Source organism: Cytobacillus sp. FSL H8-0458 (assembly GCF_038002165.1).
Lineage (GTDB): Bacteria > Bacillota > Bacilli > Bacillales > Cytobacillaceae > Cytobacillus.
The window spans coordinates 3,828,077-3,848,999 of the sequence record NZ_JBBOBR010000001.1 but is presented as its reverse complement, the minus strand read 5'-3'; the positions used below and the strand labels follow the sequence as shown (position 1 = coordinate 3,848,999).

At 45.0% G+C, this 20,923-nt stretch carries 18 protein-coding genes; 16 read left to right on the top strand and 2 right to left on the bottom strand.

Annotated elements, in window-relative coordinates; translation table 11 throughout:
• The first annotated feature begins 1 nt into the window (after position 1).
• The 9 genes from purC to purD all read left to right on the top strand — a co-directional run bounded on the left by purC (position 2) and on the right by purD (position 10,186).
• On the top strand, positions 2-727 hold the full coding sequence (purC, locus tag NYE23_RS19245) for a phosphoribosylaminoimidazolesuccinocarboxamide synthase (RefSeq protein WP_341080057.1): 726 nt from the start codon (positions 2-4) through the stop codon (positions 725-727).
• Positions 715-969, top strand: coding sequence for a phosphoribosylformylglycinamidine synthase subunit PurS (gene purS / locus NYE23_RS19240; RefSeq protein WP_009336741.1), 255 nt, complete (start codon positions 715-717; stop codon positions 967-969). Before purC ends, purS begins: the two co-directional genes overlap by 13 nt.
• A complete protein-coding gene (purQ, locus tag NYE23_RS19235; RefSeq protein WP_341080055.1) occupies positions 966-1,652 on the top strand; it encodes a phosphoribosylformylglycinamidine synthase subunit PurQ in 687 nt (228 codons plus the stop codon). Before purS ends, purQ begins: the two co-directional genes overlap by 4 nt.
• Positions 1,636-3,852, top strand: a complete 2,217-nt coding sequence (gene purL / locus NYE23_RS19230) for a phosphoribosylformylglycinamidine synthase subunit PurL (protein ID WP_341080053.1) — start codon at positions 1,636-1,638, stop codon at positions 3,850-3,852. The genes purQ and purL overlap by 17 nt, the downstream gene beginning before the upstream one ends.
• The gene (gene purF, locus NYE23_RS19225) at positions 3,837-5,234 is read left to right on the top strand and encodes an amidophosphoribosyltransferase (protein WP_341080051.1); all 1,398 of its coding nucleotides are present in this window, start codon (positions 3,837-3,839) and stop codon (positions 5,232-5,234) included. Before purL ends, purF begins: the two co-directional genes overlap by 16 nt.
• Before the next feature lie 149 nt (positions 5,235-5,383).
• On the top strand, positions 5,384-6,409 hold the full coding sequence (purM, locus tag NYE23_RS19220; protein WP_335449931.1) for a phosphoribosylformylglycinamidine cyclo-ligase: 1,026 nt from the start codon (positions 5,384-5,386) through the stop codon (positions 6,407-6,409).
• Between the two features lie 13 nt (positions 6,410-6,422).
• Positions 6,423-7,004: a phosphoribosylglycinamide formyltransferase gene (gene purN, locus NYE23_RS19215; RefSeq protein WP_335449929.1), complete on the top strand. Its 582-nt coding sequence runs from the start codon at positions 6,423-6,425 to the stop codon at positions 7,002-7,004.
• Positions 7,005-7,034: 30 nt separating this feature from the next.
• On the top strand, positions 7,035-8,570 hold the full coding sequence (gene purH, locus NYE23_RS19210) for a bifunctional phosphoribosylaminoimidazolecarboxamide formyltransferase/IMP cyclohydrolase (protein WP_341080048.1): 1,536 nt from the start codon (positions 7,035-7,037) through the stop codon (positions 8,568-8,570).
• Between the two features lie 347 nt (positions 8,571-8,917).
• Positions 8,918-10,186, top strand: coding sequence for a phosphoribosylamine--glycine ligase (gene purD, locus NYE23_RS19205; RefSeq protein ID WP_341080046.1), 1,269 nt, complete (start codon positions 8,918-8,920; stop codon positions 10,184-10,186).
• On the opposite strand, the gene NYE23_RS19200 is transcribed toward purD, so the two are convergent.
• Both NYE23_RS19200 and NYE23_RS19195 read right to left on the bottom strand, forming a co-directional pair.
• A complete protein-coding gene (locus NYE23_RS19200; RefSeq protein ID WP_323805933.1) occupies positions 10,164-10,277 on the bottom strand; it encodes an EYxxD motif small membrane protein in 114 nt (37 codons plus the stop codon). The genes purD and NYE23_RS19200 overlap by 23 nt on opposite strands.
• A gap of 59 nt (positions 10,278-10,336) precedes the next feature.
• Positions 10,337-10,621 (bottom strand): YgaP family membrane protein, encoded by a 285-nt coding sequence (locus NYE23_RS19195; protein WP_341080044.1) that lies wholly within the window; start codon positions 10,619-10,621, stop codon positions 10,337-10,339.
• A gap of 194 nt (positions 10,622-10,815) precedes the next feature.
• Between NYE23_RS19195 and NYE23_RS19190 the strand changes: the two genes are divergently transcribed.
• The 7 genes from NYE23_RS19190 (at position 10,816) to NYE23_RS19160 (ending at position 20,445) form a co-directional block, all read left to right on the top strand.
• The gene (locus NYE23_RS19190) at positions 10,816-12,558 is read left to right on the top strand and encodes an adenine deaminase C-terminal domain-containing protein (RefSeq protein WP_341080043.1); all 1,743 of its coding nucleotides are present in this window, start codon (positions 10,816-10,818) and stop codon (positions 12,556-12,558) included.
• Positions 12,559-12,651: 93 nt separating this feature from the next.
• The gene (locus tag NYE23_RS19185) at positions 12,652-13,707 is read left to right on the top strand and encodes a DUF3048 domain-containing protein (RefSeq protein ID WP_341080041.1); all 1,056 of its coding nucleotides are present in this window, start codon (positions 12,652-12,654) and stop codon (positions 13,705-13,707) included.
• Between the two features lie 40 nt (positions 13,708-13,747).
• Positions 13,748-14,056, top strand: a complete 309-nt coding sequence (locus tag NYE23_RS19180) for a YerC/YecD family TrpR-related protein (protein WP_035333268.1) — start codon at positions 13,748-13,750, stop codon at positions 14,054-14,056.
• Between the two features lie 160 nt (positions 14,057-14,216).
• Complete coding sequence (locus tag NYE23_RS19175; RefSeq protein WP_341080039.1) at positions 14,217-14,903, top strand: heptaprenylglyceryl phosphate synthase; 687 nt, start codon at positions 14,217-14,219, stop codon at positions 14,901-14,903.
• A 77-nt stretch (positions 14,904-14,980) separates the two neighbouring features.
• Entirely contained in the window at positions 14,981-17,212 is a 2,232-nt protein-coding gene (gene pcrA / locus NYE23_RS19170) for a DNA helicase PcrA (protein WP_341080038.1), read from the top strand.
• 41 nt (positions 17,213-17,253) lie between these two features.
• The gene (gene ligA, locus NYE23_RS19165) at positions 17,254-19,260 is read left to right on the top strand and encodes an NAD-dependent DNA ligase LigA (protein ID WP_341080036.1); all 2,007 of its coding nucleotides are present in this window, start codon (positions 17,254-17,256) and stop codon (positions 19,258-19,260) included.
• Positions 19,261-19,275: 15 nt separating this feature from the next.
• Positions 19,276-20,445 carry a CamS family sex pheromone protein gene (locus NYE23_RS19160; protein ID WP_341080034.1) on the top strand — a complete coding sequence of 390 codons (1,170 nt, stop codon included), beginning with the start codon at positions 19,276-19,278 and terminating at the stop codon, positions 20,443-20,445.
• Positions 20,446-20,923 lie beyond the last annotated feature (478 nt).

Sequence of the window (20,923 nt, the reverse complement as noted above, 5' to 3'; positions counted from 1 at the left end):
AATGGAAAAAGGAGCATTGTTATACGAAGGCAAAGCCAAAAAGGTATATCAGACAAACGATGAAAATATCGTCTGGATTGAATATAAAGATTCTGCAACAGCTTTTAATGGCGAGAAAAAGGCAAGCATCAGCGGCAAGGGCCGGCTGAATAATGAAATTACCAGTTTGCTATTTTTAAAGCTTCATGAGCTGGGAATTGATTCTCATTTTATTAAAAAGCTTTCGGAGACAGAACAGCTTGTGAAAAAAGTGGATATCATTCCGCTCGAAACAGTGGTCCGCAATGTTGCGGCGGGGAGCTTTTCTAAGAGATTGGGAGTTGAAGAAGGGAAAGAATTACCAAGACCGATTGTTGAGTTCTACTACAAAGATGATGAACTTGGTGATCCGCTGCTGACAGAAGATCATATTGAAGTTCTTCAACTGGCTGATAAGCAGGAAGTTACCCTTTTACAAGAAAAAGCACTACAAGTTAATGCCGTTTTAAAAGACTTTTTCAAAGACCTGGGCATTAAACTAGTAGATTTCAAGCTGGAGTTTGGTAAAGATGAATCTGGCCAAATTTTGCTGGCTGATGAGATTTCGCCAGATACCTGCAGGCTTTGGGATATTGAAACAAATGAAAAACTGGATAAAGATGTTTTCCGCAGGGACCTTGGAAATTTAACAGATGCATATGAAAATATTTTAGCGAGACTGGGAGGCCAAACCGTATGTACAAAGTAAAAGTTTTCGTCACATTAAGAGAAAGTGTTCTAGATCCTCAAGGAACCGTTGTAAAAAACTCTCTGCATTCCATGAACTACAGCGAAGTGTCTGATGTGCGCATTGGAAAATACATGGAACTGACAGTGGAAAAAAGCGACCGTCCTGTTGAAGAAGCTGTGAAGGAAATGTGTGAGCGCTTATTGGCTAATGTTGTGATTGAAGATTACCGCTTTGAGATTGAGGAGGCTGTTGCTCAGTGAAGTTCGCTGTGATTGTTTTTCCAGGGTCCAATTGTGACATTGATATGTACCATGCAGTAAAGGATGAACTTGGAGAGGAAGCTGAATATGTCTGGCATGACGCGGAAAGCTTAGACGAATATGACGGCATTCTTCTTCCCGGCGGTTTCTCTTACGGAGATTATCTTCGTTCGGGTGCTGTCGCACGCTTCAGCAATGTCATGAAAGAAGTAGTGAAAGCGGCTGAAGCAGGCAAGCCGATTTTGGGTGTCTGCAACGGATTTCAAATCCTGCTTGAAGCCGGTCTTCTGCCGGGGGCAATGAGAAGAAACGACAGCCTGAAATTCATTTGCCGCACGGTCGAATTGAAGGTTGAAAACAATGACACGATGTTTTCTTCCTCATACAAAAAAGGCGAGGTAATCAATATCCCAATCGCCCATGGCGAAGGTAACTATTATTGTGACGAAGCAACTTTAGAGGCTTTAAAGGCAAATAATCAGATTGTCTTTACTTATAACGAAACAAACCCAAATGGCAGCCTGGAAAACATCGCAGGCATTGTCAATGAAAAGGGAAATGTACTCGGCATGATGCCGCACCCTGAAAGAGCCGTAGATGAGCTTTTAGGAGGAGCAGATGGCCTGAAACTTTTTCAATCAATCGTAAAACAATGGAGGGAAGCATATGTCGTTAATGCTTGAGCCAAGTCCGGAACAGTTAAAGGCACAGAAGGTATACAAAGAAATGGGTTTGTCTGATGACGAATTTGCGATGATTGAAAAGATTATCGGGCGTTTGCCAAATTACACAGAAATCGGTTTGTTTTCGGTTATGTGGTCAGAGCATTGCAGCTATAAAAACTCAAAGCCCGTTTTAAGCAAGTTCCCGACAACAGGAGAGAAAGTACTTCAGGGACCAGGGGAAGGAGCTGGAATTGTTGATATCGGCGACGGGCAAGCAGTTGTTTTTAAAATTGAAAGCCATAACCATCCGTCTGCAATCGAGCCTTACCAGGGGGCAGCAACAGGTGTCGGCGGGATTATCCGTGATGTATTTTCAATGGGCGCAAGACCGGTCGCGCTCCTCAACTCTTTACGCTTTGGAGAATTGGATTCTCCTCGTGTACGGTACCTTTTTAAAGAAGTAGTCGCAGGCATTGCAGGCTACGGTAACTGCATCGGCATTCCAACAGTCGGGGGAGAAGTGCAGTTTGATTCCTCATATGAAGGAAATCCGCTTGTAAACGCTATGTGTGTCGGCTTAATCGACCATAAGGATATTAAAAAAGGCCAGGCCCACGGAGTAGGCAACACAGTCATGTATGTTGGTGCGAAAACTGGACGTGACGGTATCCATGGAGCTACTTTTGCATCTGAAGAATTAACAGACCAATCAGAATCAAAGCGTCCGGCTGTCCAGGTTGGCGATCCATTCATGGAAAAGCTCCTGCTCGAAGCATGTCTTGAACTGGTCCAGTCTGATGCACTTGTTGGCATTCAGGATATGGGAGCTGCCGGTCTGACAAGCTCTTCTGCTGAGATGGCCAGCAAGGCAGGATCGGGAATTGAAATGAATCTTGACCTTGTTCCTCAAAGGGAAACTGGCATGACTGCATATGAAATGATGCTTTCTGAGTCTCAGGAGAGAATGCTGATTGTCGTGAAAAAAGGACGCGAGCAGGAAATCGTTGATTTGTTTTCCAAGTATGGACTGGAAGCCGTTTCTATCGGCAAAGTAACTGATGATAAAATGCTCCGCCTGACTCATCAGGGAGAAGTGGTAGCAGAGCTGCCGGTTGATGCACTTGCAGAGGATGCGCCGGTTTATCATAAGCCATCAACTGAGCCGGAATACTTCCGGGAATTCCAGGCGATGGAAAATGAAATTCCTGCGGTTGAAGATTATAAAGAAACATTGGTAAAGCTACTTCAGCAGCCGACAATCGCCAGCAAGGAATGGGTTTATGACCAGTACGACTATATGGTGCGCACCAATACAGTAGTGGCACCCGGTTCAGATGCAGCAGTGATTCGCATCCGCGGCACCCGCAAAGGATTGGCAATGACGACAGACTGCAATTCCCGTTATATGTATCTTGATCCTGAAACAGGCGGGAAAATTGCTGTGGCTGAAGCAGCTAGAAATATCATTTGCTCCGGCGGCCAGCCATTGGCAATAACGGATAATCTGAACTTCGGAAACCCGGAGAAGCCTGAAATCTTCTGGCAAATCGAAAAAGCGGCAGACGGAATCAGTGAAGCATGCCGCACATTAAATACGCCAGTTATCGGCGGAAACGTCTCATTATATAACGAAACAAACGGAACAGCTATTTATCCAACGCCTGTTATCGGAATGGTCGGGCTTGTAGATGACATTGATCATGTGACAACCCAATCATTTAAAGCAGCTGGGGATTTAATTTATCTGGTTGGCGAAACAAAGGATGAATTTGGAGGCAGTGAGCTGCAGAAGATGGTACACGGCAGGATTTTTGGAAAAGCGCCTGAGCTCGATCTCGAAAAAGAAGAAAAGGCACAGGAACAAATTTTACAAGCCATCCGTTCAGGACTTGTTGCCTCTGCGCACGATGTGGCAGAAGGCGGACTGGCAGTAGCTGCTGCGGAAAGCCTGATTGGTTCAAAAGGTCTGGGAGCGGACATCCGGGTAACAGGAAATGCGACTTCAGCTTTATTCAGTGAATCACAATCCCGTTTCCTGCTATCTGTAAAAAAAGAAAACCAGGAAGCATTTGAACGGTTAGTAGATGCGGTACTAATCGGTGAAGTAACCGAAGCACCTGTACTTTATATGTCTAATGAAGAGGGCCTAGTGCTTGCCGAACAGGTTGACGTTCTGAAGCAGGCCTGGAAAGGAGCTATTCCATGCTTGCTGAAATAAGAGGACTAAATGAAGAGTGCGGTGTTTTTGGAATCTGGGGGCATCAGGATGCCTCCCAGATTACGTATTACGGGCTTCACAGTCTGCAGCACCGCGGCCAGGAAGGTACCGGAATGGTCGTTACAGATGGGAAGAAGCTGAAAGGCATGAAAGGCGAAGGCCTGGTGACAGAAATCTTTACTGCAGATGCCATGAAGGAGCTGGAAGGGAAGGCGGCAATCGGGCATGTGCGCTATGCGACTGCCGGCGGGGGAGGATATGAAAATGTCCAGCCTCTGCTATTCAACTCACAAAGCGGAAGTCTTGCGCTTTGCCATAACGGAAACCTGGTGAATGCGACTGCCTTGAAGCATCAGCTTGAAGGACAAGGAAGTATTTTTCAAACAAGCTCGGATACAGAGGTGCTGGCACACTTAATTAAGCGTGCAGGCTTCTCTTCTCTAAAGGACCGTGTCAAAAATGCTTTATCCATGATTAAAGGGGCTTATGCTTTTCTGATCATGACCGAAACAGAGCTGATGGTTGCGCTGGATCCGAACGGCATGAGGCCGCTCTCACTTGGCAAAATTGGCGATGCTTATGCGGTTGCATCTGAAACATGTGCTTTTGATGTTGTCGGTGCAGAGTATATCCGCGATATTCTGCCAGGAGAACTGCTGATCATTGACGACAATGGATTCCGTTCTGAAATGTTTGCAATGGCTTCTAATATTGCAATGTGTACAATGGAATATGTTTATTTTTCCCGTCCGGACAGTAATATCAACGGGATCAACGTTCATACAGCCCGGAAAAATCTTGGGAAGCAGCTCGCTTTTGAGGCTCCAATTGAAGGGGACGTCGTTACAGGTGTACCTGACTCAAGCATCTCTGTTGCGATTGGCTATGCAGAAGCTTCAGGCATTCCATACGAGATGGGTCTGATCAAAAACCGCTATGTTGGCCGGACTTTTATCCAGCCATCTCAGTCGCTGCGTGAGCAAGGCGTAAAAATGAAGCTGTCTCCGGTACGAGGAGTCGTAGAAGGAAAGAGAGTCATTATGGTCGATGATTCGATCGTCCGAGGCACAACAAGCAGACGGATCGTCACCATGCTGAAAGAAGCGGGAGCTACAGAGGTGCATGTGCTTATCAGCTCACCGCCGATTAAAAATCCATGCTTCTATGGAATCGATACTTCTACAAAGGAAGAACTGATTGCAGGCAATCATTCTGTTGAGGAAATAAGAGAAATCATTGGTGCGGACACACTGACCTTTTTAAGTACAGAGGGCATGGTCAAAGCAATCGGCCGAAAAGACGGACAATGCCTGGCTTGCTTTACAGGCCAGTATCCGACGGAGATTTATCCAAGCACTTTGCATCCTTATGAAAAGGTATAAATTTGAAACTTGGCCGGTATTTTGCTCTTTTTGGCCGGTAAATATAAAGAATTGGCCGGTAAATCATCATTTTTGACCGGTAAAAGCACAATGTTGGCCGATAAAATACAAAATAGGCCTTTATTTTTCCAACCATGAGGTGAAAAGGAATGGCAAATGCATATAAACAGGCCGGAGTAGATATTGAAGCTGGCTATGAAGCAGTTTCGCGCATGAAAAAGCACGTACAGAAGACGATTCGTCCGGGTGTGCTCGGCGGTTTGGGCGGATTTGGCGGCATGTTCGATCTATCTGAACTAAACCTGAAGGAACCGGTTTTAGTATCAGGAACAGATGGTGTCGGCACGAAGCTGATGCTTGCTTTTATGATGGATAAGCATGACACGATTGGGATTGATGCGGTCGCCATGTGTGTAAATGATATTGTCGTACAGGGAGCAGAGCCTCTTTATTTCCTGGATTACATCGCCTGCGGAAAAGCAGCGCCTGAACGGATTGAAGCGATTGTGAAAGGCATTGCAGATGGCTGCGAACAGGCCGGGTGTGCACTTGTAGGCGGTGAAACTGCCGAAATGCCTGGCATGTACAGTGAGGAAGAATATGACCTTGCCGGATTTGCGGTCGGTGCCTGTGAAAAATCCAGCCTGATTAATAGTGCAGACATCAAAGCAGGAGATGTGCTGATCGGCCTTGCCTCAAGCGGAATTCACAGCAATGGCTATTCACTTGTCAGAAAGCTGTTTTTTGAAAAAGCAAATATGACCTTAACAGATCATGTAGAAGAATTAGGATGCACTCTAGGGGAAGAGCTGCTTCGCCCTACAAAAATATATGTAAAACCGCTTCTGTCAGCTATGAAGCAGTTCAAGCTGAAGGGCATGGCACATATTACAGGCGGCGGATTTATTGAAAATATCCCCCGCATGCTGCCTGAAGGTCTTGGCGCCAAGCTTACTGAAAGCAATTGGGAAGTGCCCCCAGTATTTACGGTGATGGAGAAGATCGGCGGACTGGAACGCAAGGAAATGTACAATATTTTTAATATGGGAACAGGCATGGTGATTGCGGCAGATAAAGAAATGGCTGATGAACTGATTGCCTATTTTAATGAAATTGGCGAAAATGCCTATCTAATGGGGACTGTAACGGATCAGGAAGGAATTGAAATTCTGTAACTTGGAGGAAGTCATGAAAAAAATAGCAGTGTTTGCTTCCGGAAGCGGAACGAACTTTCAAGCCATTGCTGATGCCGCCAGAAAAGGGGACTTGCATGCTGAGATCGTCTTGTTTGTCTGTGACCGGCCAGATGCCTACAGCATCCAGCGTGCACAAAACGAGCAGGTTCCGCAATTTGTTTTTTCAGCTAAAGACTATGCCGGCAAAGCAGAGTATGAAAGAGAGATTTTGCAAAGGATGATGGAGAGCGGAGCAGAGTATATTATTCTCGCAGGCTATATGAGACTGATTGGCCCGACGCTTTTGAAAGAGTTTGAAGGCAGAATTATTAATATTCACCCTTCTCTTCTTCCCGCTTTTCCAGGTAAGGATGCAATTGGCCAGGCGTTATCCGCCAAAGTAAAGGTAAGCGGTGTGACGGTTCATTATGTCGATGAAGGCATGGATACGGGGCCGATAATTGCTCAAGCGCCAGTTTCCATAGCTGCGGATGAAACACTGGAAAGCCTTCAAAAGAAGATACATGAAGTCGAGCATAAACTTTATCCGCAGGTTTTGCAAAGTCTTTTCTGTGCTAAAATGGTAGAGAGCTAAAGTTTATTCAACCAGTCAGGGGGAGCGAACATGAAGAAACGTGCATTAATCAGTGTTTCCGACAAAAATGGCATAACAGAATTTGCCCGGCAACTAAGCGAATTGGGTTTCGAAATTATCTCAACAGGCGGTACAAAAAAAGCGCTGGAAGAGAGCGGAATTCCTGTTATCGGGGTAAGCGATGTGACAGGCTTTCCGGAAATCTTGGAAGGCCGTGTGAAAACATTAAATCCGATGATACATGGCGGACTGCTGGCTAAGCATGGCGAACCAGGCCACAAACAGCAGCTTGAGGAGCATGGAATCCAGCCTATCCAGGTTGTGTGCGTGAATTTGTATCCGTTCCAGCAAACCATCGCTAAACCGGATGTGACAGTAGAGGATGCGATAGAGAATATTGATATTGGCGGTCCGGCCATGCTGCGTGCTTCCGCCAAGAACCATGAATATGTAACGGTTGTGGTAGATCCTGTCGATTATGAAACAGTTCTTTCACAGCTGAAAGAAACCGGAGAGGTTCAAAAGGAAACCCGCCGCAAGCTTGCTGCAAAGGTATTCCGCCACACAGCTGCCTATGATGCGATGATCGCTGAATATATGACAGATTTGGCAAATGAAGAAACACCTGAAAAATTAACCGTTACGTATGAACTGAAGCAAACCTTGAGATACGGGGAGAATCCGCATCAAAAGGCTGCGTTTTACCGCAAGCCGCTTGGTTCTGAATTTTCGATTGCGAACGCTGAACAGCTGCACGGCAAGGAATTATCCTACAACAATATCAACGATGCAGATGCAGCCCTCCAAATTGTAAAAGAATTCTCAGAGCCTGCAGCAGTTGCTGTTAAGCATATGAATCCTTGCGGAGTGGGGACCGGAGAAAATGTATTTGATGCTTTTTCAAAAGCTTTCGCAGCAGACCCTGTTTCCATTTTCGGAGGAATCATTGCCTTAAACAGGGAAGTGGATGCAGATACAGCTAAAAAGCTTTATGAGATCTTCCTTGAAATCATTATTGCGCCATCCTTCTCAGATGAAGCGCTTGAAATTTTAAAAGGGAAAAAGAATCTGCGCCTGCTGACCATTCCTTTTGAAGGCAAAAAGAAAGCTGAGATGAGATTGTCCGCTGTTGAAGGCGGCTTGCTGACGCAGGAATATGATCTATTCACTCTTGAAGATGCCGAAGTAAAAGTTGCGACCAAAAGGGAGCCGACGGAAGAAGAGTGGAAAGCATTGAAGCTGGGCTGGAAAGTTGTGAAGCATGTGAAATCCAATGCCATTGTCGTAAATGATGCAAACATGACACTTGGAGTTGGTGCCGGGCAGATGAACCGCGTAGGCTCTGCTAAAATTGCGCTTGAACAGGCAGGAGAAAAAGCAAACGGAGCCGTAATGGCATCGGATGCCTTTTTCCCAATGAACGATACCGTTGAAGTCGCAGCCAAAGCAGGCATCACAGCCATCATCCAGCCGGGGGGCTCCATCCGTGATGAAGACTCCATCAAAAAAGCCGATGAATTTGGCATTGCCATGGTCTTTACTGGCGTACGGCATTTTAAGCATTAAACGAAAAGCGGAAGCGCCTCGATCAGGGGCGACAAGCATAAGACGAGCTGTCGGAAAGGTGGTTCTTTACCTTTTTGACAGATTGGCTTATGACCTCGAGCCCCTAGGCGCTGGAGCTGGACAAACGAAAAGCGGAAGCGCCTCGATAGGAGGAACGCAGACTAAGAGCGCCACGTCCTGTGGCAACGTCTGCATGACTGACATCCTGGGAGCCTCAAGCATAAGACGAGCTGTCGGAAAGGTGGCCCTTTACCTTTTTGACAGGTTGGCTTATGACCTCGAGCCCTTAGGCGCTGGAGCTGAACATTACGAAAAGCGGTAGCTGACATTTTACGGAGGTGGGCGTAATGAAGGTATTGGTTATTGGAAGAGGCGGACGTGAGCATGCAATTTGCTGGAAGATGAATCAAAGCCCTTCAGTTGAACTGGTTTTTGCGGCTCCGGGAAATCCGGGAATGGAAGATTCAGCACAGCTGGCTGCCATCCAGGAAAACGACCAGGAGAAACTTGTGCAGTTTGCTCAGGAAAATGAAATTGACTTGACTGTAATCGGTCCGGAAGTGCCGCTGCTAGATGGGCTTGCAGACCGATTTGAAGAAGCCGGGTTAAAGGTATTTGGACCGAAAAAAGCTGCGGCTGAAATTGAAGGCAGCAAGTCCTTTGCCAAAGAGCTTATGAAGGAATATGCTATTCCGACAGCTGAATATGGAGTATTCAGCGACTATGAAGAAGCGAAAGCCTATATTGAAGCGAAGGGTGCTCCCATTGTTCTGAAAGCAGATGGGCTTGCAGCAGGAAAAGGCGTAATAGTGGCCATGACTATGCAGGAAGCATTGTCCGGGATTGAGGAACTATTATTAAATGAAAAGTTTGGCCGGGCTTCTTCAACAGTTGTAATTGAAGAATTCCTTGAAGGGGAAGAATTCTCATTAATGGCCTTTGTGAACGGAGAAACCGTAGTTCCGCTTGAAATTGCCCAGGATCACAAGCGTGCTTTTGATGGAGATCTGGGACCGAATACAGGTGGGATGGGGGCTTATTCACCCGTACCGCATATTGGTGATGAAACAGTTGCAGAGGCTGTTGAACAAGTTTTGAAGCCGGCAGCAAAAGCAATGGTTCAGGAAGGCCGAAGTTTTACCGGGATTTTATATGCGGGTTTGATTAAAACATTAGCAGGCCCGAAGGTAATCGAATTTAATGCCCGTTTTGGAGATCCTGAAACACAGGTGATTTTACCCCGCATGAATTCTGACCTGGCAGAGGTAATGCTGGCAGTCCTAAATGGGGAGCAGCCTGAAATCGAGTGGAGTGAAGAAGCAATTGTAGGTGTGGTTGCTGCTTCAACGGGCTACCCTGAAGCATACGAAAAAGGAGCTGTTCTGAATGGGCTGCATTCGCTTAAAGATGTTTTAGTCTTTCATGCCGGCACTGATCGAAACAGCTCGGGTGAGTATGTGACAAATGGAGGCCGCGTGCTGCTGGCAGGCGCCAGAGCGTCTACACTGAAAAAAGCGCAGCAAAAGGTATATTCCGAACTGGAAAACCTTCAGTGCGAAGGTGTATTCTACCGCAAAGACATTGCCGATAAAGCTATCGCGCACGTCCTTTCTTAGTCTTCCGGATATACACAAACAGGAGTGCTACAATGCTTCCGATTATGGCTGTCAGCACAAATGTCATATCCATTACGTATTCCCAGAACATATTGTCAGCTCCTTTCTATAGTACAGCCCCCTAATAGGGGGCTGTATTTTTTTAGGTATCTAAGAAGGGTTATAAGGCAGAATCTCCTCAACAGCCTCATCATTACTATTGTTATTACCTCTCTTTTCCTGAACCATGTCCTGGCCTCTTTCAAAAAGAGCTGTCAATGGGCAAAAGCGGACAATCCCTTCAGCCACTTTCATTCCTCCCAGCATGGCCATCACAAGATAAGAATCCCGCCAAGGTCTCTTCACGAGCTTTGAAGTGCTCCAGGCCAGTACCGTAAATCCGATTGTTATGCGTATTAAGGCATTTACAATGCCGATATTTGATTTTACATGCATAGGTCTCACCACTTTCACGAAATTTTTACAATCTTTTACTGATTCTTTAATGCGTTAAACAGTGAAATATGTTACTATAGTAAAACAAGAGAAAATGAAAGGGCTTTCTTTATTGATGTAAAGCCATTTTACTCATTGTCTTCATTCTAAAAACAGAGTCTTTATATATAGATATCAACAAGGGAGGGAGTATGGTGCTGGAACAGCGTTACCGTTGGAAAAACAGGCACTTGCGTGAACATGTTTCCGTATTGGACGGAAAACTTTCACCGACGATATTACTAAAGAACGCGCGTTATCTGAATCAGGCGCTTCGTAAATGGATAACAGCAAATATATGGATCTATGGCGACCGTATTGTATATGCGGGCGAAAAGCTGCCGGAAAAAACAGATCAGTGTGAGGTCATTGATTGTACTGGACTTACGCTCGTTCCCGGATATATTGAGCCGCATGCCCATCCATTTCAATTATATAATCCCCATTCCCTGGCGAGCTATGCATCCCAGTTTGGTACAACAACCCTGATTAATGACAATATGGTGCTGGCTTTACAGCGGGATAAAAAGAAAGCGTTTTCTTTCCTGAAGGAAATGAGAAATATGCCCGCAACAACCTATTGGTGGTGCCGATTTGATGCTCAAACAGAGATCCAGCACGAGGAATCTGTTTTTTCCCATGGAAACGTTAAATCGTGGCTTGAACATGATGCCGTGCTTCAGGGAGGAGAGCTGACAGGCTGGCCGAAGCTATTGGATGGCGATGATATGATGCTTCATTGGATTCAGGAAACAAAGCGGATGAGGAAAAAGATTGAAGGCCACTTTCCGGGGGCATCTGAAAAAACGCTGGCAAAGCTTATGCTGCTCGGTGCTGATTGTGACCATGAGTCAATGACTGGGAAAGATGTGTATAATCGCCTTTTACAGGGATATACCGTATCTCTCAGATATTCTTCCATCCGTCCGGATCTGCCGGTTTTATTGGAGGAAATGCATGAAATCGGCATTGATCAATATGATCGGATGGTCTTCACAACAGACGGTTCCTTTTCCTCCTTTTATGAGCAGGGAATCATTGACCATATGATCCGCATTGCCATAGATAAAGGAGTGCCAGTTATTGATGCTTATAATATGGCAACCATTAATGTGGCACGTCATTATGGAATTGACTATTTACATGGCTCCATTGCGACAGGAAGGGTTGCCAATATCAATTTCCTGTCAGATGAAAACGAACCAACTCCAATATCTGTTATTGCCAAAGGGGAATGGGTGAAGAGAGACGGTGAAAACCTGCATGCCTATAAGCCTGTAGAATGGGAAGAATTCGGCTTTGACCCGCTGGGTATTGATTGGGAGCTGACAGCAGATGATATGCAATTCTCCATGCCTTTCGGGATAAAGCTCGAGAATGCTGTTATTACGAAGCCATACTCCATCACGATTGACGTATCATCCGAAGAGCTGGAGAAAGATCATGATGAATGTTTCTTCATGCTTGTTGACCGGAATGGCCAATGGCGAATAAATACCATACTTAAAGGCTTCTCGCAAAGCCTGGATGGAATGGCAAGTTCATTTTCCAATACCGGTGACATCATCTTAATCGGCAAAAGCAAACAGGAAATGCTGAATGCTTTTAACCGGCTGAAAGAAATTGGCGGAGGCATTGTCATATCTGAAGGGGGAAGGATTGTCCAGGAGATGGAGCTCCGCTTAAAAGGTGTAATGTCCCATAAAAATGTGGAGGAATTAATGCAGGAAGAAAAACAGCTTGTGCATTATTTGCGTGATCAAGGCTACAGACATGAAGATCCAATGTACACGCTGCTCTTTTTCTCTTCAACCCATCTGCCTTATATCAGAATTACCCAGCAGGGAATGTATGATGTCATGAATAAAACGGTACTCTTTCCAACGATAATGCGTTAAAATATGAAAGAGATGTAATAGATAGAGATTAAAACTGCTCAAGGGAGCTAACATAGAATCCACATCAAAAGCAAAAATCACACGGGGTGAAAAATGTTAAAAGGATGGATAGCTGTATCAGCAGCAGCAATGATTCTCGTTTCTGGATGCAGTAAAGAAAAAGCAGAAGAGCCGGCAAAGCAGGAGACGGAAAAAGCGGAAGAAGCCACAAAAGGTGTCACCTCTGAAAAAGAACTTCCATTTCAATATCCGCTCACAGGCTCCGGGTCTGAAACCGAAGTGGATGGAAGAGCTGTAGCGGTGATGATCAATAATCATCCGAAAGCCCGTCCGCAATCAGGGCTTAATCAGGCTGACGTCGTCTATGAAATGCTGGCAGAAGGGGACGTGACTCGTTTTCTTGCTATTTTTCAAAGTGAGAGGCCTGAGATGATAGGGCCTGTCAGAAGTTCCAGGGACTATTATATTGAGCTGGCCAAAGGCTATGACAGCCTCTACATTGCCCACGGCTACAGTCCGGAGGCCAAAGAGTTGCTGGATCAGGAGTATGTTGATAACCTGAACGGAATGCATTATGACGGTACATTGTTTAAAAGGGAAAGCTTCAGACAGGCCCCGCATAATTCCTATATTTCTTTTGACAATGTACTGAAAGGTGCAAAAGAAAAAAATTATGCGATGGAGGATGAACCGAAATCTCTTGAATTCCTTTCAAAGGAAGAGGTAAAGGCAATTCAGGGAGAGAAAGCTGAGTCTGCCATGATCTCCTACCTGGACAATGAATTATTCAATGTGGTCTATGAATATGATGCAGGACTTGAGAAATACAAAAGATATTCCAATGGCGAGCTTACAGCTGACTACAAATCCGGGGAGCCTGTATTACTCGACAACATTTTCATCGCAGAAGCAGACCATCAAGTGGTTGACAGCGCAGGCCGCCGTGATATTAACTTAACTTCTGGGGGAAAAGGATATCTCCTTCAAAAAGGAAAAGTGGCAGAGGTGCAGTGGGAAAATATTGACGGACGAATTCTTCCTGTCTTAAACGGCCAGCAGGCTGGCCTGGTGCCGGGGAAAACATGGATCAACATCATTCCATCAAACCCGGGCCTGGAGCAAACGGTTTCCTTGGAAGCTAAACAATAATGATTGAAAATACTATTTAAACAAAGGGGTATGCAAATATATGCAAATTGATAAGCTAAGAGGCAAAGAACTGGATCAGTTATTTAAGTCCGTATTATCTTTAAAAGATCTGGAAGAGTGCTACCGATTCTTTGACGACTTATGTACAGTGAATGAAATACAATCCCTGGCGCAGCGCCTGGAAGTGGCACGCATGCTTCGTGAAGGTAAAACCTATCATAAAATCGAAACAGATACGGGTGCCAGCACTGCAACCATTTCCCGTGTAAAACGCTGCCTCAACTATGGAAATGATGCCTATGAAATGGCATTGGAAAGAATCAAAGAAGAAGAAGCTGAAAAGGCGTAAATACTCGCTTTGCCTAAACCGATGGGGCTGTTCCCGCGGTTTTTTTCTTTGTCTTCTATTAATTTTTTCCACCCAATAGAGACATCTTGCTTTTATTTTTTATTCCCAATCTTAAATGATATAATGATGAAATGGAATGATAGAATGGAGGCAATTTTGCATGTATGATGTTCGCGAATGGAGCCACGTATTCAAGCTCGATCCGGATAAAAATATATCAGATGAAGACCTGGAGATGATTTGCGAGTCAGGGACCGATGCGATTATTGTGGGCGGAACAGACGGGGTCACATTGGAGAAGGTGCTGGATTTAATGGCCCGCATCCGCAGATACACGGTTCCCTGTGTGCTGGAGGTTTCGGCGATTGATTCAGTTACACCGGGCTTTGACCTATATTTTATCCCGACAGTCCTTAACAGCCGGGATGTAAAGTGGGTTACAGGCCTTCATCAGGAAGCTGTAAAAGAATATGGCGATATTATGAATTGGGAAGAAATCCTTGTTCAGGGCTATTGCATTCTGAATGAAGAATGTAAAGTCGCTCAAGTCACCAATTCTCGCACAGATTTATCTCTTGATGAGGTAAGGGCATATGCGATGATGGCCGAGAAAATGTTCCGTCTGCCAATCTTCTATCTCGAATACAGCGGAAAGTACGGAGATGCAGAAGTAGTCGCAGAGGTGAAAAATACGCTTGAAGAAACCGTATTATTTTACGGAGGCGGCATCCTCAATGCAGAACATGCAAAAGAAATGGCTGAGCATGCTGACGTCATTGTGGTCGGAAATGTTATTTATGATGATCTGCAGGCTGCATTGGCCACAGTTGAAGCAGCTCGTGCTTAATTCAGGTTGCTGAGGATTAGCAAACAAGATAAAATAGAATATAAGAACATATGTTTCTATGGTGGTGAAGAGAAGGAATGCAATTTTTAACAGATAAATTATTGAACGGACTGAACCCGCAGCAGCAAAATGCGGTAAAAGCAACAGACGGGCCACTCCTGATCATGGCAGGGGCGGGAAGCGGAAAGACAAGAGTGCTTACGCACAGGATTGCTTACTTAATGGTGGAAAAGGGTGTTAATCCCTACAATATTCTGGCAATCACTTTTACAAACAAGGCTGCCCGTGAAATGCGTGACCGTATTCATAACATGATGGGCGGAGCAGCAGATGATATCTGGATTTCTACGTTCCATTCGATGTGTGTGCGGATTTTAAGAAGAGATATTGACAGGATTGGCTATAACCGCAATTTCACGATTCTGGATTCAACAGACCAGCAATCCGTTATTAAATCGATCTTAAAGGATAAAAATCTGGATCCCAAAAAATTTGATCCGCGTGCTATCCTGGGTTCGATCAGCTCGGCAAAAAATGAATTGATTACTCCTGAAGAGTATGCGAAAACAGCTGGAGATTATATTCAGCAGGTTGCCAGTGATGTATATACAGAGTACCAAAAGAGATTAAGACGCAACCAGGCGCTTGATTTTGATGATCTTATTATGATCACGATTCAGCTGTTCCAGCGAGTTCCGGAAGTGCTGGAATATTATCAGAGAAAATTCCAATACATTCATGTGGATGAGTATCAGGATACAAATAGAGCGCAGTACATGCTTGTAAAGCTAATGGCAAGCCGATTTAAGAATCTTTGTGTAGTCGGTGACTCGGACCAGTCCATTTATAAATGGCGCGGTGCGGACATTGCCAACATTCTTTCCTTTGAAAAGGATTATCCGAACGCGCAAACCATCATGCTTGAACAAAATTATCGTTCAACAAAAAGGATCTTGCTGGCTGCGAACGAAGTCATAAGCAAGAACCTGAACAGAAAGCCGAAAAACCTCTGGACCGAAAACGCAGAAGGCAATAAGATCTTCTACTATCGTGCCGATAGCGAACAGGGAGAAGCGCAATTTGTTGCAGGTAAAATCAAGGAATACATCAGCACTGGCAAGCGGAGCGCTTCCGATATCGCGATCTTGTACCGCACTAATGCACAGTCACGTGTAATGGAAGAAGTACTGTTAAAGTCGAACATAGAATATTCCATTGTCGGCGGAATCAAGTTCTACGACCGCAAAGAAATAAAGGATATCCTTGCTTATCTGCGCCTGATTGCCAATCCGGATGATGATATCAGCCTTCAGCGTGTAATTAATGTGCCAAAGCGCGGAATCGGCTCAGGTTCAATTGATAAAATCGCCAACTTTGCACAGCTTCATGAAATGAGCATGTTTGAAGCACTTGAGTCTATTGATCTGATTGGCTTGAGCCCGAAAATTACAAAAGGGGCCATTGAATTCAGAGATTTGGTTAAAAACTATACACAAATGCAGGAATACCTATCTGTGACAGAGCTTGTGGAAGAGCTTTTGGAGAAATCAGGCTACCGTGATATGCTGATTGCCGAGAAATCCATTGAAGCACAGAGCCGTCTGGAAAACATTGATGAATTCCTGTCTGTTACGAAAAACTTTGAAGAAGCCAGCGAAGACAAATCGCTTATCGCATTTTTGACTGATCTGGCTCTTGTAGCTGACATTGATAAATTGGATGATGATGGCGAAAAAGCCGAATCTGTTGTTCTTATGACACTTCACTCAGCAAAAGGGCTTGAATTCCCTGTTGTCTTTTTACTGGGTCTTGAGGAAGGTGTATTCCCGCACAGCCGTTCTCTAATGGAAGAGTCTGAAATGGAAGAGGAGCGGCGCCTTGCTTATGTGGGAATTACCAGGGCAGAAGAGGAGCTTTTCATTACGAATGCTCAAATGCGTACTTTATTCGGACGCACGAATATGAATCCGCCATCCCGATTTATTAAAGAAATACCTTCTGATTTGCTGGATGGCCTTGAACCTGCTAAAAAGCCGTCTCCATTTGGATCATCACCATTTGGCTCTCCGTCTGCATCAAGAGGAGCACAGCCTCAGCGGAAAGCAGTGATTCGTCCATCTGCATCGAACACAGGAGGAGACGATATTGCCTGGAAGGTCGGCGACAAAGCCCAGCACGGAAAATGGGGAACAGGTACTGTTGTCAGTGTGAAAGGCTCCGGCGAAGGAACAGAGCTGGATATTGCGTTCCCAAAACCAGTTGGCATTAAGCGTCTGCTGGCCAAATTTGCACCGATTACAAAGGCGTAACCCCGCTGTATTTTCAATGGATTATAGAAAGGGTTGAATGTATGGACCTTCAATTGGCAGAAAAAAAGGTGAAAGATCTGCACAACCTTTTGAATCAGTATAATTATGAGTATTATGTTCTTGATCAGCCTTCTGTTCCAGATGCTGAATACGATAGGCTGATGAGAGACCTTATTGAGCTTGAAGAACAATTCCCTGGGCTGAAAACAGAGGATTCTCCCACACAGAGGGTTGGAGGGGAAATCCTTGATATGTTTGAAAAAGTGGAGCATCAGTCGCAGATGCTCAGTTTGGGAAATGCCTTCAACGAACAGGATTTAAGAGACTTTGACCGCCGTGTCCGCCAGGGTGCCGGAGAAAATGTTTCTTATGTATGTGAATTGAAAATTGATGGGCTGGCTGTCTCCCTCCGCTATGAGGATGGTTTATTTATTCTCGGTGCCACACGCGGCGACGGATCCATTGGCGAAAATATTACTGCTAATCTAAAGACAATCCGTTCGATTCCTCTCCGGCTGAAAGAGAACGTCACAATGGAAGTCCGCGGTGAGGCCTTCATGCCCAGACGTTCTTTTGAGAAATTGAATAAAGCAAAAGAAGAGAATGGGGAGGAGCCGTTTGCTAATCCAAGAAATGCCGCAGCAGGTTCCTTAAGGCAGCTGGATCCGCGCCTTGCAGCAAAGCGCAATCTCGATATTTTTGTCTATGGCATTGCGGATGCTGGGAATACAGGGATTGAATCTCACAGTGAAGGTCTGGATTTTCTGGATAGCCTGGGATTTAAAACAAATAAAGAACGCAAAAGATGTGAGAGCATTGAGGAAGTAATTGAATATGTACAGGGCTGGACCGACAAACGCCCGAATCTGTCTTATGACATTGATGGTATTGTAATCAAAGTCGATTCACTGGAGGAGCAGGAGCAGCTGGGCGCTACGGCGAAAAGCCCGCGCTGGGCCATAGCTTATAAATTCCCTGCAGAAGAGGTTGTTACCACACTAAGGGATATAGAATTAAGCGTTGGGCGAACGGGCGTAGTTACGCCAACTGCGCTTCTGGAGCCTGTACGTGTTGCCGGGACGACTGTCCAGAGGGCTTCACTTCATAACGAAGATTTGATCCGCGAAAAAGATATTAAGATTGGCGATCAGGTGGTTGTGAAAAAAGCGGGAGACATTATTCCCGAAGTTGTGAATGTACTGGCAGACAGAAGAACGGGTGAGGAGCAGGATTTTAATATGCCGACACATTGTCCGGAATGTGAGAGCGAACTGGTCCGTCTTGATGGTGAAGTGGCTTTGCGCTGCATCAATCCAAAGTGCCCTGCCCAAATCAGGGAAGGCCTTATTCATTTTGTTTCCCGCAACGCCATGAACATTGATGGTCTTGGTGAAAAAGTGATCAGCCAATTATTTGCCGAAAATCTGATTAAAGATGTGGCAGATATCTACAAATTAACGTATGAACAGCTCATCCAGCTCGAACGGATGGGTGAAAAATCGGTAAACAATCTTCTTCAGGCAATTGAAAACTCCAAAGGGAATTCTCTTGAAAAATTGTTATTTGGTTTGGGAATCCGTCATGTGGGAGCAAAAGCAGCCAAAACGCTTGCCCAGGAGTTTAGCCATATGGAGGCACTTGAAAAAGCATCCCGGGAGGATTTAACAGCAATTAATGAAATTGGTGAAAAAATGGCGGACTCCATTGTTTCCTTCTTTGAACAAGAGGAAGCCCATGAACTGATTGCCGAGCTGAAATCAGCCGGAGTCAACATGGCTTATAATGGGCCAAAGCCAGTTTCAGCCGAAAGCTCAGATAGCTTTTTTGCAGGCAAAACGGTAGTTCTGACAGGAAAGCTTGAAATCATGAGCCGAAATGAAGCAAAAGATAAAATAGAGGCGCTTGGCGGAAAAGTATCCGGAAGCGTCAGCAAGAAAACAGATGTTGTGATTGCCGGAGAAGACGCCGGATCCAAACTGACGAAGGCTCAGGAGCTGGGTGTAGAGGTTTGGAACGAGGAGAGACTGGTTGAAGAATTAAATAAGTAAGAGGGTGTAAGCTCCGTGAAAAAACTCATAATGCTTGCTTTATCCCTAACCCTTCTGCTTGCAGGCTGTGCGCCTAATTTTAATAAGCAGGAGGAAGTTGTTCAGGAAGACAAGAACGAAAAGGATAAGGCAATCATTCCGAACTATAAAATTTCAGATAAGTATTATCGAACGCTGCTGCCATTTGAACCAAGTGAGTCCAGAGGTCTTGTGGTCAATAATATAAGCACTAAATATGACATTAATGAATTTGAGACCGGGCTAATGAGGGTTGCTCAAAACACATTCGATACAGAAAAATATTTATTTCAGGAAGGCCAATTTTTAAAAAGGGAAACTGTCCAATCCTGGCTAAACCGAAAGTTTACTGAAAAGCAGCTAAAGGAACACAAAATGAAAGCTGAAGATAACATCGGCTTAAATCCAATGATTGCAGATGGCGGAGATATTGATAAAAATAATGTAAAAAGCCCGATATACCTGGCACATATACTTGAGCACAACTATCTGCTGAAAAACGATGATGGAAAAGTGGGTCTTGGCGGAGTTGTGATAGGTCTTGCAATGAACTCTGTTCATTATTATCAGAAAGAACAATATGGCGCGACTTTTGAAACCGAAATTAAACGGGATGTTCTTGAACGGGAAGGCAAAAAGATGGCTGAAGAAGTCCTTCAGAGAGTACGGCAAATCAAAGGCCTGAAGGATGTGCCGGTAACCATTGCTTTGTTTGAACAGCAATCAAGAACTTCAGTTGTACCGGGAAGCTTCTTTGCATACGCTAAGGCAGACAAAGGAAGCAATAAGCTAGGCGGATGGGAAGATATCAGCGAGAAATATGTCCTTTTTCCTTCAAGCACGGCTGAAAAAAATCATCGAGATGATTTAACGGCGTTTCTTAACTTTAAACAGGATGTGGAAACATACTTCCCTAACTTCAATGGAGTTATCGGAAAAGCTTTTTATGCCCAGGATCAGTTGCAGGAAATCAATATTGATATCCCAATCCAATTCTATGGAAAAGCAGAAGGTATTGGATTTACGCAATACGTGACAGGGCTTGTTGTCAAACACTTCCCTGAATACATCTCAGTCCAGGTAAATATCTCATCAGTCAACGGCCCGGAAGCGCTTGTAGTCCGGAAAGCAGACCAAAGCGAGCCTTTTGTCCATATCTATCATTAGAACCAGGTACCCAGAAGTGCATGAGATGCACCTTCTGGGTTTTTTTATCTCAGGATAGAGGGTTGCGGGCATGGCGGCAAAATTGAAAGCAGTTTAAGAAAACTCCTTGCCATAGAGCCTTCATGAAGACGAAATAGAGAGAAGCTCAAGGGAACTGGTCGCCATAGAGCCTTCATGGCGCCCAAAAAGGAAGAAGCTCAAGGGAACTGGTCGCCATAGAGCCTTCATGGCGCCCAAAAAGGAAGAAGCTCAAGGGAACTGGTCGTCATAGAGCCTTCATGACGCCCAATAAGGGAGAAGTTCAAGGGAACTGGTCGCCATAGAGCCTTCATGGCGCCCAAAAAGGAAGGAGCTCAAGGGAACTGGTCGCCATAGAGCCTTCATGCCGCCAAAAAGGGAAGAAGCTCAAGGGAACTGGTCGTCATAGTGCCTTCATGACGCCCAAAAAGGAAGGAGCTCAAGTAAACTGGTCGTCATA